This is a genomic window from Streptomyces chryseus (assembly GCF_014650755.1).
Classification (GTDB): Bacteria; Actinomycetota; Actinomycetes; order Streptomycetales; family Streptomycetaceae; genus Streptomyces; species Streptomyces chryseus.
Genome location: NZ_BMVO01000006.1, coordinates 1 through 16303, shown reverse-complemented (window position 1 = coordinate 16303; position 16303 = coordinate 1). Strand labels below are relative to the sequence as shown.

14 protein-coding genes are annotated in these 16303 nt (G+C 73.1%); 6 read left to right on the top strand and 8 right to left on the bottom strand.

Annotated elements, in window-relative coordinates; all coding sequences use genetic code 11:
• Window positions 1–72 precede the first annotated feature (72 nt).
• Window positions 73–1494 carry a PP2C family protein-serine/threonine phosphatase gene (locus IE185_RS12285; RefSeq protein ID WP_138894602.1) on the bottom strand — a complete coding sequence of 474 codons (1422 nt, stop codon included), beginning with the start codon at window positions 1492–1494 and terminating at the stop codon, window positions 73–75.
• Window positions 1495–1716: 222 nt separating this feature from the next.
• Here IE185_RS12285 and IE185_RS12280 point away from each other — a divergent pair, with 222 nt between their 5' ends.
• Window positions 1717–2214: a peptidylprolyl isomerase gene (locus tag IE185_RS12280; protein WP_138894603.1), complete on the top strand. Its 498-nt coding sequence runs from the start codon at window positions 1717–1719 to the stop codon at window positions 2212–2214.
• A 116-nt stretch (window positions 2215–2330) separates the two neighbouring features.
• Here the strand turns inward: IE185_RS12280 and IE185_RS12275 are convergent, their stop codons facing one another.
• From IE185_RS12275 to IE185_RS12255, 5 genes are all read right to left on the bottom strand, one after another.
• On the bottom strand, window positions 2331–3422 hold the full coding sequence (locus IE185_RS12275) for a glutamate--cysteine ligase 2 (RefSeq protein WP_138894604.1): 1092 nt from the start codon (window positions 3420–3422) through the stop codon (window positions 2331–2333).
• Between the two features lie 228 nt (window positions 3423–3650).
• Entirely contained in the window at window positions 3651–4736 is a 1086-nt protein-coding gene (gene ku, locus IE185_RS12270; RefSeq protein WP_229843463.1) for a non-homologous end joining protein Ku, read from the bottom strand.
• A gap of 61 nt (window positions 4737–4797) precedes the next feature.
• The gene (locus IE185_RS12265; RefSeq protein ID WP_138894605.1) at window positions 4798–5814 is read right to left on the bottom strand and encodes an NAD(P)/FAD-dependent oxidoreductase; all 1017 of its coding nucleotides are present in this window, start codon (window positions 5812–5814) and stop codon (window positions 4798–4800) included.
• On the bottom strand, window positions 5811–6356 hold the full coding sequence (locus IE185_RS12260; protein WP_138894606.1) for an isoprenylcysteine carboxyl methyltransferase family protein: 546 nt from the start codon (window positions 6354–6356) through the stop codon (window positions 5811–5813). Before IE185_RS12260 ends, IE185_RS12265 begins: the two co-directional genes overlap by 4 nt.
• 13 nt (window positions 6357–6369) lie before the next feature.
• Window positions 6370–7428, bottom strand: coding sequence for a type III polyketide synthase (locus IE185_RS12255; protein WP_138894607.1), 1059 nt, complete (start codon window positions 7426–7428; stop codon window positions 6370–6372).
• Between the two features lie 99 nt (window positions 7429–7527).
• Between IE185_RS12255 and IE185_RS12250 the strand changes: the two genes are divergently transcribed.
• The 4 genes from IE185_RS12250 (at window position 7528) to IE185_RS12240 (ending at window position 11094) form a co-directional block, all read left to right on the top strand.
• Window positions 7528–8430 (top strand): UbiA family prenyltransferase, encoded by a 903-nt coding sequence (locus IE185_RS12250; RefSeq protein ID WP_138894608.1) that lies wholly within the window; start codon window positions 7528–7530, stop codon window positions 8428–8430.
• Window positions 8431–8785: 355 nt separating this feature from the next.
• On the top strand, window positions 8786–8908 hold the full coding sequence (locus tag IE185_RS33645; RefSeq protein ID WP_268245818.1) for a hypothetical protein: 123 nt from the start codon (window positions 8786–8788) through the stop codon (window positions 8906–8908).
• Between the two features lie 11 nt (window positions 8909–8919).
• The gene (locus tag IE185_RS12245; RefSeq protein ID WP_138894609.1) at window positions 8920–10014 is read left to right on the top strand and encodes a carboxylate-amine ligase; all 1095 of its coding nucleotides are present in this window, start codon (window positions 8920–8922) and stop codon (window positions 10012–10014) included.
• A 504-nt stretch (window positions 10015–10518) separates the two neighbouring features.
• A complete protein-coding gene (locus IE185_RS12240; protein ID WP_138894610.1) occupies window positions 10519–11094 on the top strand; it encodes a TetR/AcrR family transcriptional regulator in 576 nt (191 codons plus the stop codon).
• A gap of 87 nt (window positions 11095–11181) precedes the next feature.
• On the opposite strand, the gene IE185_RS12235 is transcribed toward IE185_RS12240, so the two are convergent.
• Complete coding sequence (locus IE185_RS12235; protein ID WP_189715142.1) at window positions 11182–12123, bottom strand: DUF3048 domain-containing protein; 942 nt, start codon at window positions 12121–12123, stop codon at window positions 11182–11184.
• A gap of 198 nt (window positions 12124–12321) precedes the next feature.
• Between IE185_RS12235 and IE185_RS12230 the strand changes: the two genes are divergently transcribed.
• Window positions 12322–14409 carry a SpoIIE family protein phosphatase gene (locus IE185_RS12230; protein WP_138897775.1) on the top strand — a complete coding sequence of 696 codons (2088 nt, stop codon included), beginning with the start codon at window positions 12322–12324 and terminating at the stop codon, window positions 14407–14409.
• A 27-nt stretch (window positions 14410–14436) separates the two neighbouring features.
• Here IE185_RS12230 and IE185_RS12225 read toward each other — a convergent pair whose 3' ends face one another.
• Window positions 14437–16200 carry a ThuA domain-containing protein gene (locus IE185_RS12225; protein ID WP_138897776.1) on the bottom strand — a complete coding sequence of 588 codons (1764 nt, stop codon included), beginning with the start codon at window positions 16198–16200 and terminating at the stop codon, window positions 14437–14439.
• Window positions 16201–16303 lie beyond the last annotated feature (103 nt).

The following is a 16303-nucleotide window of genomic DNA, read 5'->3' as shown; positions in this document are numbered from 1 at the left end:
CCTACGACTTCCGCGCTTCCTTCGACCACCACGACCGCGACGAGCGCCACGCCCACTGCGGCGTTCCCGCCCCTATGCGGCGATCCGGGCGATCAGCACGCACGCGTCGTTCTCCCGCTCCGCCTCACCGAACTCCTCGACGGCCAGCCGCACGCACTCCTGCGCGCTGCGGGCCTCGGCGAAGCGCGGTGCGAGATCCAGCAGCCTGGACGCGCCGGCATCGTCGGTGGCGGTGCGGCGCGAGATCCCGTCGGTGTGCAGAACCAGCAGGTCACCGGCGCGAAGCTGTACTTCGGCCTGCTCGTAGACGGCCCCGGACGTCGCCCCGAGCAGCACACCCTCGGGCGGCGTCAGCAAGCGCCCCGTCCCGTCGCGGAACAGCAGCGGGGCGGGGTGGCCCGCCTGCGCCCAGGTGAGGACCCGGGTGACCGGGTCGTAGCGGCAGCACATCGCGCTGCCGAGCGCGGGCTGGGCCGACGCCTCCAGCAACTGGTTGAGGTGCCTCATCAGGGCGCCGGGCGCGATCCCGGCCACGGCCATCCCGCGCAGCGCGCCCAGCAGCATGGCCATGGCCGACGTGGCGGCCACCCCGTGACCGGTCAGGTCGCCCACGGTCAGCAGCGTCTGCCCGTCCGGCAGCTCCAGCGCGTCGTACCAGTCGCCGCCGATCAGCTCGCTCGACGCCGACGGCAGGTAGTGGGCGGCGAGGTCGAGCGCGGCCGGGCCGCCGTGCGGGAGCAGCAGGGAGCCGCGCCACGGCGGCAGTACGGACTCCTGGAGCTCGACGGCGATCCGGTGCTCGGTCCGGGCGATGTGCTGCTGGCGCCGCAGGGTGTCCTGGGTCTCGTGCACGGCTTGCCGGCTGCTGCGCAGCGCGCTGACGTCCCGCAGGACCGCCCACATGGAGGCGGTGCAGCCGTCGGAGTCGAGTACGGGCTCGCCCATCATGTGCAGCGTCCGTACGGCGCCGTCCGTGCGCCGGATGCGGAACTCGCCGTCGATCGGTTTCCCGTCGACCAGGCAGTCCGTGACCATCGAGGCGAGGAAGCCCTGGTCCTCGGGGAGCAGCATGGACGGCAGCTCGTCGAGGGTCAGCGGCCCGCTCCCCGGCGCCCGGCCGAAGATCTCGTACAGCTCGTCCGACCAGTGCGCCTCGTCGGTCAGGAGGTTCCACTCGGCGCTGCCGACCCGGCAGAGCAACGACGTACCGCGCGCGGCCGGAGGGCGGCCGGCGGGTGCCTCCGCGGCCTGGGCGGGCAGCCCGGCCTTGAGGTGCCCCAACTGGGCGCCCAGATCATCGAGTTGATGGACCGCCAGGTCGCACAGAGCCCGCTGCCAGCGCCCCTGCGGGTCCTCGTCGTCCCCCGCGGCCGCGTCCCTGCGCACCGCGTCCACGTCCACGCGCAGCCGGCGCGTCTGCGAGATCAGCGCGTCGACGGAGCCCCGCTCGGGAGGGTGGGGAGCCGGAGGGTCCGCGAACAGATGGGACGGCATGTCGTACTCCGATACAGGCGCGGCCAAGCCAGGTCTGAGGGATGGACCGGAAGGATGGACCAGTACGACTGTGGCACAGCCGGGAAAGGCCCGTAAGGGCTTTGGCAACACTCGATACGGTGGTGCTTGCGGCATATGCCGTCGGCCTCGCGGAAGACACCAAAATCGCCTTCACGGGATGCCGGATGCACGAGACGTCGCCCGGGATGTCAGGATGGAACCATGACGATCAAGGCTTACTTCGACATCACCATCAACGACGAGCCCGCCGGGCGGATCACGTTCAACCTGTTCGACGACGTGGTTTCCAAGACGGCGGAGAACTTCCGCGCGCTGGCCACGGGCGAGAAGGGCTTCGGCTACGCCGGCTCCTCCTTCCACCGGATCATCCCGGACTTCATGCTCCAGGGCGGCGACTTCACCCGCGGTGACGGCACCGGCGGCAAGAGCATCTACGGCGAGAAGTTCGCGGACGAGAACTTCACGCTCAAGCACGACCGGCCGGGCCTGCTCTCCATGGCCAACGCCGGCCCGAACACCAACGGCTCCCAGTTCTTCGTCACCACCGTGGTGACGCCGTGGCTGGACGGCAAGCACGTCGTGTTCGGCGAGGTCGCCGACGAGGACAGCATGAAGCTCGTCAGGAAGATCGAGAGCTACGGCACGTCCAGCGGCCGCCCGAAGGCCAAGGTCACGATCGCCGACTCCGGCGTTCTCTGACCGGCTCCCGGTTCCCGGGTCTCCGCCGTGAGCGCGCCGGCCGACGTCACTGTCGGCCGGCGCTCCCCTTTTCGACCCTTCTGGGCCTCTGGGCCTGTCCCGGGTGGGGTGGGCGACTACCCGCGGGTCCTGTTCACGCATTCGGTGACCACTTCGCGCAGGCCACCGAACCGGCTCAGCAGCTCCCGCTGGACACGCGCCCCGTTCCCGCCCTTGAGCAGGGCCGCGAGCCCCTCCTGCGCGGGAATCACGTCGCCGCTGTCCTCCAGAGCGTCCCGGACGTGGTCGAACAGTGCTCGTACGACCGTCTCGGCCGGCGCCGGGCGCATCGTCTCCGGGTGGATCAGCTCGCCCTCGAGCCCGGACCGGCCCGCCCGCCACGCGGCCAGCCGCAGCAGCCCGACGCCGTGCCGGGCGGGCGGCTCGCCGTCACGCCACTGCCGGGCCGCCGTCTCCACCAGGCCACGGGCCAGGGTGGCCATGAGCACCGTGGTGGAGGGGTCGAGGCACACGTCGGCGACCCTCACCTCGACGGTGGGGTAGTGGCGGGAGAGCCGGGCGTCGAAGTAGATCATCCCCTCGTCCCGCAGCGCCCCCGTGCCGACCATGGCGTCGACCTGTTCGTGGTACCGGTCGGCGCTGCCGAAGATCTCCACCGGCCCGGACGACGGCCACCGGCCCCACACCCGGCTGCGGTAGCTGCTGTACTGGCTGTCCTTGCCCTGCCAGAAGGGCGAGTTCCCGCTCATCGCGAGGAGTACGGACAGCCAGGGCCGGATCCGGTCCAGTACCGCCACGCCCTCCTCGTCGGAGTCCACCGACACATGGACGTGGCAGCCGCACGTCAGCTGCTCCTGGGTGGTCAGCCCGAACTCCTCCTCCAGCCACCGGTAGCGCTCACCGTGGCCGATGGACGGGCTGACCGGGAGCGGGGAGGTCGCCAGCGCGACGACGGCGGCGCCGAGACCCTCCGCGTGGCGCGCGGCCTCCGCGCGCCAGCGGAGGATCTCCTCCGCCAGATCGCCCATGCTGGTCTGCGGCCGGGTGCCGAACTCCAGCATCTGCCGGTGCAGCTCGGCCTCGAAGACCTCGGCGTCACCGCCGCCCTCCCGGGACACCGAGGCCAGAACCGCTGTGGACAACGCCTGCGGCTCACCGGTCCGGGCATCCACCAGGAGGAGCTCCTCCTCCACTCCGACACTACGCACGACGACTGCCTCTCCGCGGCACGGCCGGCCGGGGGGACGCGGCACGGGCGCAAGCTCTAGTTCCGTATCTGCACCGCACGCGACCGACGTCACACCTGGACGAGGCACCCCGCGATGCGGTTTCTATCCCTCTGCCCTGCACCGGGGTCTTAATGCCCCCGCTGTCGGAACGCCGTCCCGGGGCCGGTCAGCGGCGCCACGTCCGTGCGGGTGCCGCCGCGTGTGCGCCTAGGACGCCTGGGCCTTGCGCCGCCCGCGCTTGCCGCCGAGGGCCTTGACCAGTTCCTCGCGGGTCATGGAGGAACGGCCGGGAACGCCGGCTTCCGTGGCGCGCCGGTAGAGCTCCGCCTTGGTCAGGGAGTCGAGCGACGACGCCTTCGTCTGCTTGTCCTCCGCCTTGGCCTTCCCCTCGGGCTTCGCGTCGCGGCCGGAGCGGTGCTTGTCGGCGGCGTCCTTGATCCGGGCGACGGGGGCGCCGGAGGCGGTGGCCTTCTCCTTGCCGCCGCCCTTGGGGCTCTTCGCCTGGTCGACGCTGGCGCGCAGCGCCTCCATCAGGTCGACCACGTTGGTGGATTTCGCCGGGGGCTCCGCCTTCTCGACCGACTCGCCGCCGCGCTTCGCCTCGATCAGCTTCGTCACCTGCTCCTGGAAGGTGTCGTGGAAGTCCTCGGGGTTCCAGTCCATGCTGAGCGTGTCGATGAGCTGCTCGGCCATCCTCAGCTCGCGGCCGGTGACCTCGGTGTCCTGCGGCAGGGCGCCGATCTCCTTGCGCGGATCGCGGATCTCGTCGGCCCAGTGCAGGGTGTGCAGCGTCAGGAGACCGCCCTCCGCCTTCACGGCCACCAGGTACTGGCGGTTGCGCATGACGAACGTGGCGATGCCCGCCTTGCCCGCCTCCGCCAGCGCCTTCTCCAGCAGGGCGTAGATCTTCGCGTACTCCTTGCCCTTGGGGCCGAGGTAGTACGTCTTGTCGAAGAAGACGGGCTCGACCTGTTCGAGATCGACGAAGCCGGTGATCTCCACCGCCTGGGAGCGCCCCGGAGCGATGTCCTCCAGCTCGCCGGGCTCGATGAGCACGTACTCGTCCCCGGCGTCGTATCCCTTGACGATCTCGTCGAGCGGCACCTCGTCACCCGTGCGCTCGTTCACCCGCTTGTTGCGCACCCGGTCCGACGTACCGCGCTGCAACTGGTGGAAGTGCACCGTGTGACTGTCCGTCGCGGTGAACATCTGTACGGGCAGGGACACCAGCCCGAAGGTCAGGGCCCCACTCCACACCGGACGCGCCATGGCCGCTGCCACCTCCTTCTGCATCCATGGCACCCCTGCCGTCCCCGATCCGCATCCGGGGGTCCGGGCCCCTCGGTCCGGGGTCTCACTGGAGCGCGCGGACGGCCGCCGTGAAGAGCGACGGCATCCTCGCGGCCGCCGGTACGACCAGACGGGCGACGGCCGCGTGACCGCTCATCCGTACGAGCCCCTCGGTCAGCAGGCGGTGCCGCAGGGACAGCCGCCGCCAGCACCGCTCGTACGCCTGCGGCCTCCCCGCCCGCAGGCACCGCACGGCCGCCTCGGCCGACGCCAGCGCGAGCGCGACGCCCTCGCCGGTCAGCGCGTCGGTGTAGCCCGCCGCGTCGCCGACGAGCAGGACCCGGCCCGCGGTACGGCGACGGGCCCGCTGCCGCAACGGACCCGCACCCCGCACCGCGCCGTCCGGAGGCCGCCCGTCCAGGAGCCGGCGCAGGTGCGGGAAGTGGCGCAGGTGCGCGTCGAACCCACGCTTCGCCGTACTCAGCACGGCCACCCCGACCAGGCCGTCGCCGACCGGGGTCACGTACGCCTCGCCGCAGCCGGACCAGTGCACCTCGACGAAGTCCGTCCACGGCTCCACCCGGTAGTGGCGGCGCAGCCCGAAGCGCCGGGGCCGGCCGCTCGGCACGTCCAGGCCGAGCGTGTGGCGCAGCGGCGAGTGCAGGCCGTCCGCCGCCGCCAGCCAGCGCGCCCGCAGGCCGCCCGCCGTCACCGCGTCCGCGCTCTGGCGCACCTCCGTGATCCGGCCGGGGACCACCGCGACGCCGGCCTCGGCGGCCCGCCGCGCGAGCGCCGCGTGCAGGTCCGTACGGCGCACTCCGAGGCCCGGTGCGCCGGCGAAGGACGCCTGCGCGTGGTGGCGCCCGTCGACGTAACGGATACCGCGCAGCGCGCGCCCGCCGACCCGCACGCCCAGTGCCTCCAGTGCCAGCACGCCGCCCGGCATGATGCCCTCGCCGCACGCCTTGTCCACGGGCGTGGCGCGCGGCTCGACGACGACCACCTCCATGCCGGCCCTCGCCGCGTGGATGGCGGTGGCCAGCCCCGCCGGCCCGCCGCCCGCCACGAGCAGGTCGATCACAGTCCGGCACCGGCCCGGCTGCCGGCGGCGCGCCGGGGAGCGAGCCCGAGGGCCGCGTTCTCGCAGCGGATCCGCACGGTGAGCAGCGCCGCGTTGAGCCCGGTGAAGAGCGCCGCGGTCACCCACGCGCCGTGCACGAGCGGCAGGGCCAGTCCTTCGGCGACCACCGCCACGTAGTTCGGGTGGCTCATCCAGCGGTACGGGCCGCCCGCCACCAGCGGCAGACCGGGCACGACCAGCACCCGGGTGTTCCAGCGGGGCCCCAGCGTACGGATGCACCACCAGCGCAGCGCCTGCGCGGCCACCACGACGGCGGTCATGCTCCAGCCCAGCGCGGGGTCGAACGGCCGCCCGCCGAAGCGCACTTCGGCGAGAGCGCCGACGAGCAGCCCGGTGTGCAGGACGACCATGGCCGGGTAGTGGCCGCGTCCCGCCTCGACGGCGCCGTGCGCCAGGCTCCAGCGTGCGTTGCGGCGGGCCACGACGAGTTCGGCGACGCGTTCCGCGCCGACCGCCAGGACGAGTGCGGTGTAACCGAGCATGCGTGTCCTCCTTCTACCAGCGCAGCAGGACGAGTTCGGAGCAGAACCCCGGCCCCATGGCGAGCATCAGCCCGGCGGTGCCGGCGGGCGGCCGGCGTTCGGCCAGGGTGTCGCGCAGGACGTGGAGCACCGAGGCCGAGGACAGGTTGCCCACGGCCGCCAACGACCGCCAGGTGACGTCGAGCGCGCCCGCGGGCAGTTCGAGGGTTTCGTCGACCGCCTCCAGCACCTTCGGGCCGCCGGGGTGACACACCCAGGCGGTGATGTCCTCGCGGCGCAGGCCGTGCCCGGCGAGAAAACCGTCGACGTCCGCGGCCAGGTTCTTGCGTACGACGTCCGGGACGCTCGCGTCCAGGACGACGCGGAAGCCCGAGCCGGTGACGTCCCACCCCATCACATGCTCGCTGTCCGGGTAGAGATGACTGCGCGAGTCGACGACGGTGGGGCCGGCGCCGGCCGCGGCCCGGCGGGCGCCGCAGGCGACCACCGCCGCCGCGCCGTCCCCGAACAGCGCGCCGGCGACGAGATTCGCGGGTGAGGCGTCGCCGCGCTGGAACGTGAGCGAGCACAGTTCCACCGACAGCAGGACCGCCACGCCGTCGGGACGCCCCAGCAGACAGTCGTGCAGACGCGCGACGCCGGCGGCCCCCGCGACGCAGCCCAGACCGAAGACGGGGAGGCGCTTGACGTCCGGCCGCAGCCCCAGGGGTCCCACCAGGCGCGCGTCGATCGAGGGCGTGGCGATGCCGGTCACCGACGTGAACATCAGCAGGTCGACGTCGCGCGGCGAGAGGCCGGCCGCGTCGAGCGCCGAGCCGACGGCCTCGGCGCCGAGAGCCACCGCGCCCTCGATGAAGGCGTCGTTGACCGCGCCGAAGTCGTGGAGTCGCGCGTACGCGCCGAGCGGGAGGGCGGTGTGCCGGGTGCTCACCTTCGCGCTGTCGTGGAGCCGGTCGAGAACGCGGCGGTCGGCGCCCTCGGGCAGGCTCACCCGGGCGATCATGTCCGTGATCTCTCGTTGGGCGTGCCGGTGGGGAGCGAGCACACCGTGAACAGCTGCGATCCGGGTCATGTGCGGTCCGAGGCCGGGGGCGGGAGACCTTGCAATGAGTAGCCCCGGCGCGCCGCCGCCACACGCCCTGTCGCTCGTCCGGCGGCCTAGCATGACCGCGTGGACGTGGACGCCGACGCGGATCCGAAGGCAGCGCCCGCCGTCGGCCCGGCCCCGCCCGCCGTCGCCGCGAGGCGCCGGCTCCCGGCGGTGGGCGGGCTTCTGACGGCGTGCCATCTGGGCGCGACGCTCGCCGTGGTCGCCCTGGTGACCGCGATGGCGGCCGCCGGCGGGCAGGACGCGGCCGGATGCGCGCTGGTGGCAGCCGCGGTGCTGGCGGGACAGCTGTCCGTCGGCTGGAGCAACGACGCCGTCGACGCCGCGCGCGACGCCGCCGCCGGGCGGCGCGGCAAACCCGTCGTGGCCGGCACGGTCGGCGTCGCCGCCGTACGCCTGGCCGCCGTCATGGCCCTGGCCCTGTGTGTACCGCTGTCCCTGGCGTGCGGGCCCCTCGCCGGTACGGTCCACCTCGCCGGAGTGGCCGCGGGCTGGGCGTACAACCTCGGGCTCAAGGCGACCGCCATGTCCTGGCTGCCGTACGCGGCGGGGTTCGCGGCGCTGCCCGCCTTCGCCTCGCTCGGGCTGCCGGGGCGGTCCTGGCCGCCGTGGTGGACCGTCGCCGCGGCGGCGCTGCTCGGTGTCGGCGCGCACCTGGCCGACGTGCTTCCCGACATCGGCGACGATCTGGCCACCGGGGTACGCGGCTGGCCCCAGCGGCTGGGTGCCGTCCGGGCGCGGTTGCTGCTGCCGGTGCCTCTCGTGGCGGCCACCGCGCTGCTGGTGTTCGCCCGGCCCGGCCCGGTCGGCGCGGCCGGGGCCACCGCGTCGGCGGTCGCCGCGGCACTGGCGGCGGGCGGCGCGCTGCTGGGCCGGCGCAGGCCCGGGCTGCCGTTCCTGGCGGCGGTCCTCGTCGCGGCGGTCGACGTCGCCCTGCTGCTGGGCCAGGGGGCGGCCCTCGCCTGACCCAGCGGCGCGTGCGCCATCCGGGCGACCGGCGGTGCCGTCGGCGCAGCGACAAGGGCCCCGGGGGCAGGCGGGCGGAGATCCTGAGGCACGACGGCCAGGCCGACGGGCAGGACGGGCACCACAGGGTCGTTTGCACCTGAGGGCCCGGCCAGGGTTCCGCGACACACGGCGCACCGCGCACCCGGCACAGCGCACCGGCATCGCGTACCGAGCACCGGCCCGCTCACCGCTGGTGAGCGGCGCGGCAGCGGCCGAAGACCGCCTGGTCGAGCGGACCGTCTGGGTACACAATGCCTAGTACCGGGACCGATCGGGCGGCCGTGGGCTGCCCCGAGGAGAAAGAAGTGCGGTCATGAGTGCTCAGCACCGTACGACGTCGCTCGCCTGGGCCCGTGTGCGACAGGGGGCGCTGCCGGCTGCCGTGACGGTCCGGGGTGTCTCCGTCCGCCGCCCGCGTACCGGCGCGGCGCGCTGACGGGGGCCGGCGTGATCACCGTGGGGGTCGAGGAGGAGTACCTCCTTCTCGATCCGGACTCGGGCCTGCCGGTGCCACTGGCCGAGGAGGTGCGCGGGTGCTCCGGTCTGGAGCCGGTCGTGGACCGCCGCGAGGTGCAGGCGGAGCTGCTCCAGGCACAGGTGGAGGTCGCGACTCCGGTGTGCACCGACCTCGAGGAGGTCGGCGGGCATCTGCTGCGCCTGCGCCACGCGCTCGGCGCCGCGGCCGAGGAGTTCGGGTGCCGGCTCGCCGCGTGCGCCACGGCGCCCTTCCGGGAGGTGGCACCGGTGCCGGTGACCCGGTCCCCGCGGTATCTGGCCATACAGACCCAGGCCCCTCAGCTGGTCGCCGAGCAACTGGTCAACGGCATGCACGTGCACGCGGCCGTGTCCGACCCGGCGATGGGCGTCGCCGTACTCAACCGGATCAGGGTGTGGCTGCCCGTCCTGGTGGCCATGTCGGCGAACTCACCGGTGTGGGACGGCCGTGACACCGGATTCTCCAGCTGGCGCACCGTGATCTTCGGCCGCTGGCCCGTCAGCGGCCCTCCGCCGCACTTCGACGGCCTGGCCGACCACGAGCAGCGGGTCCGCGGACTGCTGACGTCCGGGATCATCACCGACCCCGGGCAGATCTACTGGCAGGCCCGGCTGTCCGACAAGTACCCCACCATCGAGGTGCGGTGCATGGACGTGCAGTTGAAGGCCGACGAGGCGGTCATGTTCGCGGGGATCGTGCGCGCCCTGGTCGCGACCGCCATCAGCGACGAGAAGGCCGGTCTCCCGTTGACCGCGTGCGCGCCGGAGCTGCTGCACGGCGCGAACTGGTACGCCGCGCGGGACGGCATCAGCGGTTCACTGGTGGCCCCCGACGGCAGACTGCGCAGCGCCGGCGACGTGATCGCCCAGCTGATGGACCACATCGCACCCGCCCTGGAGGAAGCGGGCGACGCGCGGGAGGTCGGCGCCCTGGTCCACCGTCTCCTGCAACAGGGCACCTCGGCGGACCTCCAGCGCCGGGCCCTGGCTGAGGGCGGCATGCGGGCGCTGACCGACCTGGTCACCATGCAGGGCCCACCTCAGTAACCCGGGGCGCTGAGGTTCCGGGGAGGGGCCGCCCGCTCCTTCACGCACATATCTGCCCCGGCGATGGTAGACATCCGAGACCGTGGTGATTAGAGTTTCTGACGTAACCAACGAAGTCAGCACAGCGCGGCACAGACGACCGGCGCGTGCGGCCGACGACGCCGCACGAAGAGTGAGACCTGTTGGAATTGATCGCAAAGGGAGGAGCAGACGCCATCAGGAGCGCCTGAGTCACCAGCAGTCGACCCAGGTACCGCAGACCCCGGATTGGAAGGTGGTCCCCGGTCAGGCATCCGAAATCCCCGCACTTCCGGCCTTCCCGGCGGACGTGCGGAGCAACGAGAGTCGGCGCCGAGCGCCGATAGATGGTGTTGAACCCCGAAGGCCCCGGTGCCGGACGCACCGGGGCCCCTCCCTGTTCCGGGCCGCGGGCGTGCGGACCCTTCTACCGTAGTACTCTGCGCGAAGTGCTCTGAATGTAGTGCTACGGATGGAGTGGTGCCGATGGTGCGCAGGAACGACGAGCGGCGGGCCGCCCTCGTGGACGCCGCGATCGAGGTGCTGGCCAGGGAAGGAGCGCGGGGGCTGACCTTCCGGGCCGTCGACACGGAGGCTGGCGTGCCCGCGGGCACCGCCTCCAACTACTTCACCAACCGCGACGCCCTGCTCACCCAGGCGGGCGCCCGGGTCTACGAACGGCTCCAGCCCGACGAGGAGACGATCGCGCGGCAGCGGGCGAGCGCGCCCGACCGCGACACGTACGTCGAGCTGATGCGCGAGCTGGTCGGCCGGGTCAGCGGCTTTCGCACCGGATATCTCGCGCTGCTCGAACTGCGCCTCGAAGCCACCCGGCGTCCCGACCTGAGCGCGGTGCTGACCGAGCGCGTCCGCGCCGACGTCGAGGCCAACGTGGCCTACCACGAGGAGTCGGGACTGCCCGGCGACGCGACCGCCGTCCGGCTGCTGTATCTGGCGTTCAACTGGCTGATCGTCGAACAGCTCACGCTGCCGGGGGTGTTCTCGGAGGCCGAGCGCGACGCACTCGTCGCCGCCGCCGTCGAACGCGTCGTACTGCCGTGACCCGTCGCCTCGCGCTTCCGTGACCGGTGCCTCGTGCCCCCCGCGCCCCGGCTCGCCCGGCGGGGGCGGGCCGGGGCACGGCGCCGCTCAGCGTGCGACGTACGCGATCCACGTCTGCCCGGAGGCGAGCGTCATGCGCTTGCCGTCGGGGGCCGTGAACGCGGTGCCGGAAGCGGCGTCGTCCCTCGACCACCGCGCCTCGTACGCCTTCCCGTCGCGCAGTACGGTCGCCGAGCCCGAGCCCACGGTGTCCGTGAACGGCGTCCTGTTGCCCGAGCGGTCACCGAAGTCGGACGGGCGTACGGTCACTTCCTGCAGGATCACCGAGGCCGCGGCGAGCCGGCCCCCGGCGGCGGTCCGGGCGGGAGCGCCGTCCATCGTCACCAGCCACCGCTTCTGGTCCGCCGACCACGTGAAGGTGAAGCTCGCCGCCGGGTAGCGCACGGTCCGCTCGCCGGTGGGCGAACCGCCGGCCGGGGCCGGCCCGAAGCTCAGCCCGATGTCCTCGGCGGCGTCCGTACCGGACGCGCGGTACGGGATGTCGCCCGGCCGCAGATACAGGTTGTGCGGCGCGGGCCGGTCGCCGCCGCGGAAGTACGCGCCCGGGGCCTTGGACGGGGGCAGCGCGTCGATCGGCGCGGCCTCGATGAGCGGCGTGAGCCTGCCCTGCGCGCCGGAGTAGGCGAGCGTGGGCCGGTCGAACTGCCGCAGCAGCTCCAGATCCGTCTCGCGGGCGCTGCGCACCGGGCCGACGACGGGCGGCACCTCGGAGGAGTAGACGGCGAGTATGCGGCTGAGGCCCGCCTCCACCTGCTCCAGGTAGACGAGGTCGGCCTGCTCCAGGCCCGTCGGCGGCCGGGCGGCCCCGACATTGTCGATCTTCACCGCGAGGACGCGGCCGCCCGGTGGCGACGTCCTGTCCGCCGTACCCCCGCCGCCCCCGCCCCCGCCCCCGCACGCCGCCGCGAGCAGCAGCGTCAGCGTGGCGAGCGTGGCCGCGGCTGATCTCTTCGCACGGGTTGCGGGCATGGCTGCCACCTTCCGGTCGGACCGGGGAGCGCGCCGGGCGTGCCGCGCGGCGACACAGCTCCCTTGTCCATCATCACGCTGTCCAGGGGGTTGTCGGTTCGCCCGCGCGGCAACGGGTTGGCGTCGGCGCAGGGGATGAAGGCGCATGCTGGGTAAGAGAGGATGGGAGACAACGGCGGCGGGCGGAAGGAGCCCGGGATGCGCGCGACCGACCCCGTGCCTGCCCCCCTCGAACAGGCGGGGGGCGCCCCGTCGGCACCGGGCGGCCTGCTGGATCTGCTGAGCGTCGCGGCCGTGGTGCTGGACGCGCGGGGGCGGATCGTGCTGTGGAGCCCGCAGGCCGGGGAGCTGTTCGGTTACTCCGCCGAGGAGGCGCTCGGCCGGTTCGCCGGCCGGCTGCTGGTCCAGGAGAAGCACCTGGACCTGGTGAACGGCCTGTTCCAGGAGGTCATGGCGGGCGGCGCCGACTGGGCGGGCGTCTTCCCGATGCGCCACCGGGACGGCAGTACGCGGCTGGTGGAGTTCCGCAACATGCGGCTGGAGGACGACCGCAAGGACCTGTACGCCCTCGGCCTCGCCACCGACCAGGCCACGCTGCACCGGCTGGAGCAGGATCTCGCGCTGACCACCCGGCTGGTCGCCCAGTCCCCGATCGGCCTCGCGGTCGTCGACACCGATCTGCGGTACGTCACGGTCAATCCGGCGCTGGAGCGCATCAACGGCCTGTCCGCCGCCGAGCACGTCGGCCGCGACGTCCACGAGGCCCTGCCGTTCCTGGACACCGAGTCCATCGAGGCCGCGATGCGGGAGGTGATGGACACCGGTGTGCCGATCGTCGACCGGGAGTCCATCGGACGCACCGCCGCCGACCCCGACCGGGAGAAGGCCTGGTCGGTGTCCTTCTACCGGCTGGAGGGGTCCAACGGGAAGGTGCTCGGCGTCGCCACCTCCGTCGTGGACGTCACCGAGCGGCGGCGCGCCACCATCGAGGCCGCCCAGGCCCGCCAGCGTCTGTCGCTCGTGGCCGACGCCTCCATTCGCATCGGCACCACGCTCGACCTCGACGAGACCGCCCGCGAGCTGGCGGACGTGTCGGTTCCGGAGCTCGCCGACGTGGCCGCCGTGGACGTCCTGGACAGCGTGCTGAACGGCCGCGCGGCGGTCGCGGCGCAGACAGGGCCCGCGGTGTTCCGGGCCCTCGCCGTGGCCAGCGCCTACCCCAGCGAGGCGGTGCGCGCCGCCGATCCACCCGGTGAGGTGGCCCGGTACGAGGCCGACCGGCTCGTCACCCAGTGCGTGAACACGGGGCGCCCCGTGCGCGTGTCCCACGTGAGCGCCGACGACCTGCCGTCCATCGCCCGCAGCCCCGAGGCCGCCGAGCTGCTGGCCGGCGCGGGGCTGCACTCCTATCTGGCCGTGCCGCTGATCGCGCGCGGCACGGTCCTCGGCGCCCTCGACCTCAAGCGCACCCGCAATCCCGAACCCTTCAGCGCCGACGACGAGATCCTCGCGGGCGAGCTGGCCGCGCGGGCGGCCGTGTGCATCGACAACGCGCGCTGGTACCGCCAGGCGCGCAACACCGCCCTCACCCTTCAGCGCAGCCTCCTTCCCGAGCGGCCGCCGGCCCAGCCCGGCCTGCAGATCGCCAGCCGCTACCAGCCCGCGCAGGCCGCCGACGAGGTGGGCGGGGACTGGTTCGACGTCATACCGCTGACGGGCGACAAGAGCGCCCTCGTCGTCGGCGACGTCATGGGCAGCGGCATCAGCGCCGCCGCCACGATGGGCCAGCTGCGGACCGCCACCCGTACCCTCGCCGAACTCGACCTCCCACCGGACCAGGTGCTGCACCACCTCGACCGCATCACCGACCGCATGGGGCAGACGATCACGACGTGCATCTACGCCGTCTACGACCCGCACAGCGCCGAGTGCCTCATTTCCAACGCCGGCCACCTGGCACCCGTGCTGGTACGCCCCGGCCGGCCGCCCGAGCTGCTCGACCTGCCCACCGGAGCGCCGCTGGGCGTCGGCGAGGTCACCTTCCACACCACGGCCGTGCGGCTGAACCCGGGCGACCGGCTGGTCCTCTACACCGATGGCCTGGTCGAGACGCGCGACCAGGCCATCGACGACCGGCTGAACGACCTCCTCACGTACCTCGGCGATCCGCCGGGGTCCCTGGAGGAGACCTGCGATCTGCTGCTGCACGCCCTGCGTCACCCGGGGGACCACGACGACGTCGCTCTGCTCATCGCCCGGGCCACGGTGATGGACCGGGGCGCCTGAGGCCCTCGCCCCGGGCGCCCCGGCCACTCAGGGCAGGGTCCATTTCTGGTTGGCGCCGGTGTGACAGGTCCACAGGTGGACGCGGGTGCCGTCGTTCCAGGTGCCGCCTTCCGCGTCGAGGCACTTGCCGGACTGCGGGTTGCGTACGGTCGTGTCGGCCTGGGGCTGCCACTGCTGCGCGCCGGTTCCGTTGCACGTCCACAGCTGGATCTTCGTGCCGTCGGCGCTCCCGCCGCCGCTCACGTCCAGGCACTTGCCCAGGGCCCGGATCGTCCCGTCGCCCGGCAGGGACCACTTCTGCGCGTCCGCGCCGTTGCACGTCCACAGCTGGATTCGGGTGCCGTCGCCGGACGCGCCGCCCGCGACGTCCGCGCATTTGCCGTTGACCCCCTTGATCGCTCCGGTGCGCGGGCCCGGCGGCGTACCACCGGCGGTCTTGACCCGGACGTTGCGGAACGACACCTGGTCGCCGTCGCCGTGGTTCTGCAGGCCGATGTGTCCCTGGCGCAGGCTCCGCGCGGGGTCGGTGCCGGTGAAGTCGTTGATCTTGCGGCCGTTGAGGAAGACCTCCAGCCGCTCACCGGTCACGCGGAGCTCGTACGTGTTCCACTCGCCGGGCGGGTTCAGCGCGGCGTCACGGGCGGTGAGGTCGGCGGACTTGAACCCGTACACGGACCCCGTCGTCCGGTCGGCGCTGTCCGTGGCGTCGATCTGTACCTCGTACCCGTTGTCGACCGCGGACCACGGATCGTCGGACGCCGGGAAGCCGAGCAGGACCCCCGAGTTGTCGTCACCGTCCGCCCGCCAGTCGAGCTTCAGGGAGTAGTCGCCGGTGAACTCCCTGGCGGAGTACCACAGCATGCCCAGCCCGCCCTGCGACGTCAGCGTGCCGTCGGCCAGCGTGAACGAACCGGGTCCGGCCTGCTTCCAGCCCGCCGTGCCCGTGCCGTCGAAGAGCGGTGTGTACCCGGTCTCCGGGCGGCAGTCGGCCTCCGTCATCCCCGCCGCCCACCGGACGCCGCCCAGCAGGTGCCTGCGGAAGGCCGGTTCGGTGTACGACTCGTCGGTGTGACCGCCGCCGGTGTAGAAGGCCCGGCCGCCCTCGTACCCCTTGCACCAGGAGATCGGGTGGTCGCCGGACATCGTGCCGCCCGTGTAGCTGGACTCGTCGAGCGAGGCCAGGACGCGGGCCGTCGTACGCGGGTTGGTGCGGTAGTTGTACCACTCGTCGAAGCGCTGCCAGGTGGCGCCGAGATGAGCGGTCGCGTCGTGGGCCCGGTCCTCCACCCTGACCGTCGCGGTCTGGTTGTGCGGATGGGAGTGGAACAGCGCTCCGGCGAGGCCGGCGTAGAACGGCCAGTCGTACTCCGTGTCGGCGGCCGCGTGGATGCCGACGTAGCCGCCCCCGCCCTTGATGTACTGCTCGAACGCCGTCTGCTGGGTGCCGTTCAGCACGTCCCCCGTCGTGGACAGGAAGACGACGGCCTTGTACTGCGCCAGGTTCGCGGTGGTGAAGGCCGCGGAGTTCTCCGTGGCGTCGACGGTGAAGTTGTTCGCGCCGCCCAGCTCGCGCAGCGCGGCCAGGCCGTCGTCGATGGAACCGTGGCGGAAGCCCGCCGTCTTGGAGAACGCGAGGACCTTGTACGCCGGATCCGCCACAGCGGCCCGGACAGCGGTCCGCGCGGGCTCGGCCGGTGCCCGGCCGCTCGCGGCCACGGCGGGGGCGGCGGCCACGCACAGCAGCAGCGCTGCCGCGAGCCGGCAGCCGGCCCGGGTGAGAGTGGTACGCATATCGGTTGCCTCCTCTCCTGCTACGGCAGGGTCCATTTCTGGTTCGCGCCGGTGTGACAGGTCCACAGGTGGACGCGGGTGCCGTCGTTCCAGGTGCCGCCTT

Excerpts from the sequence above, each read along its gene's own strand:
- ku (WP_229843463.1), bottom strand. The coding sequence starts at position 4,736 with ATGCAGAAGGAGGTGGCAGCGGCCATGGCGCGTCCGGTGTGGAGTGGG.
- IE185_RS12230 (WP_138897775.1), top strand. The coding sequence starts at position 12,322 with ATGCGCGCGACCGACCCCGTGCCTGCCCCCCTCGAACAGGCGGGGGGC.
- IE185_RS12260 (WP_138894606.1), bottom strand. The coding sequence starts at position 6,356 with ATGCTCGGTTACACCGCACTCGTCCTGGCGGTCGGCGCGGAACGCGTC.
- IE185_RS12240 (WP_138894610.1), top strand. The coding sequence starts at position 10,519 with ATGGTGCGCAGGAACGACGAGCGGCGGGCCGCCCTCGTGGACGCCGCG.
- IE185_RS12235 (WP_189715142.1), bottom strand. The coding sequence starts at position 12,123 with ATGCCCGCAACCCGTGCGAAGAGATCAGCCGCGGCCACGCTCGCCACG.
- IE185_RS12255 (WP_138894607.1), bottom strand. The coding sequence starts at position 7,428 with ATGACCCGGATCGCAGCTGTTCACGGTGTGCTCGCTCCCCACCGGCAC.
- IE185_RS12280 (WP_138894603.1), top strand. The coding sequence starts at position 1,717 with ATGACGATCAAGGCTTACTTCGACATCACCATCAACGACGAGCCCGCC.
- IE185_RS33645 (WP_268245818.1), top strand. The coding sequence starts at position 8,786 with ATGAGTGCTCAGCACCGTACGACGTCGCTCGCCTGGGCCCGTGTGCGA.
- IE185_RS12225 (WP_138897776.1), bottom strand. The coding sequence starts at position 16,200 with ATGCGTACCACTCTCACCCGGGCCGGCTGCCGGCTCGCGGCAGCGCTG.
- IE185_RS12285 (WP_138894602.1), bottom strand. The coding sequence starts at position 1,494 with ATGCCGTCCCATCTGTTCGCGGACCCTCCGGCTCCCCACCCTCCCGAG.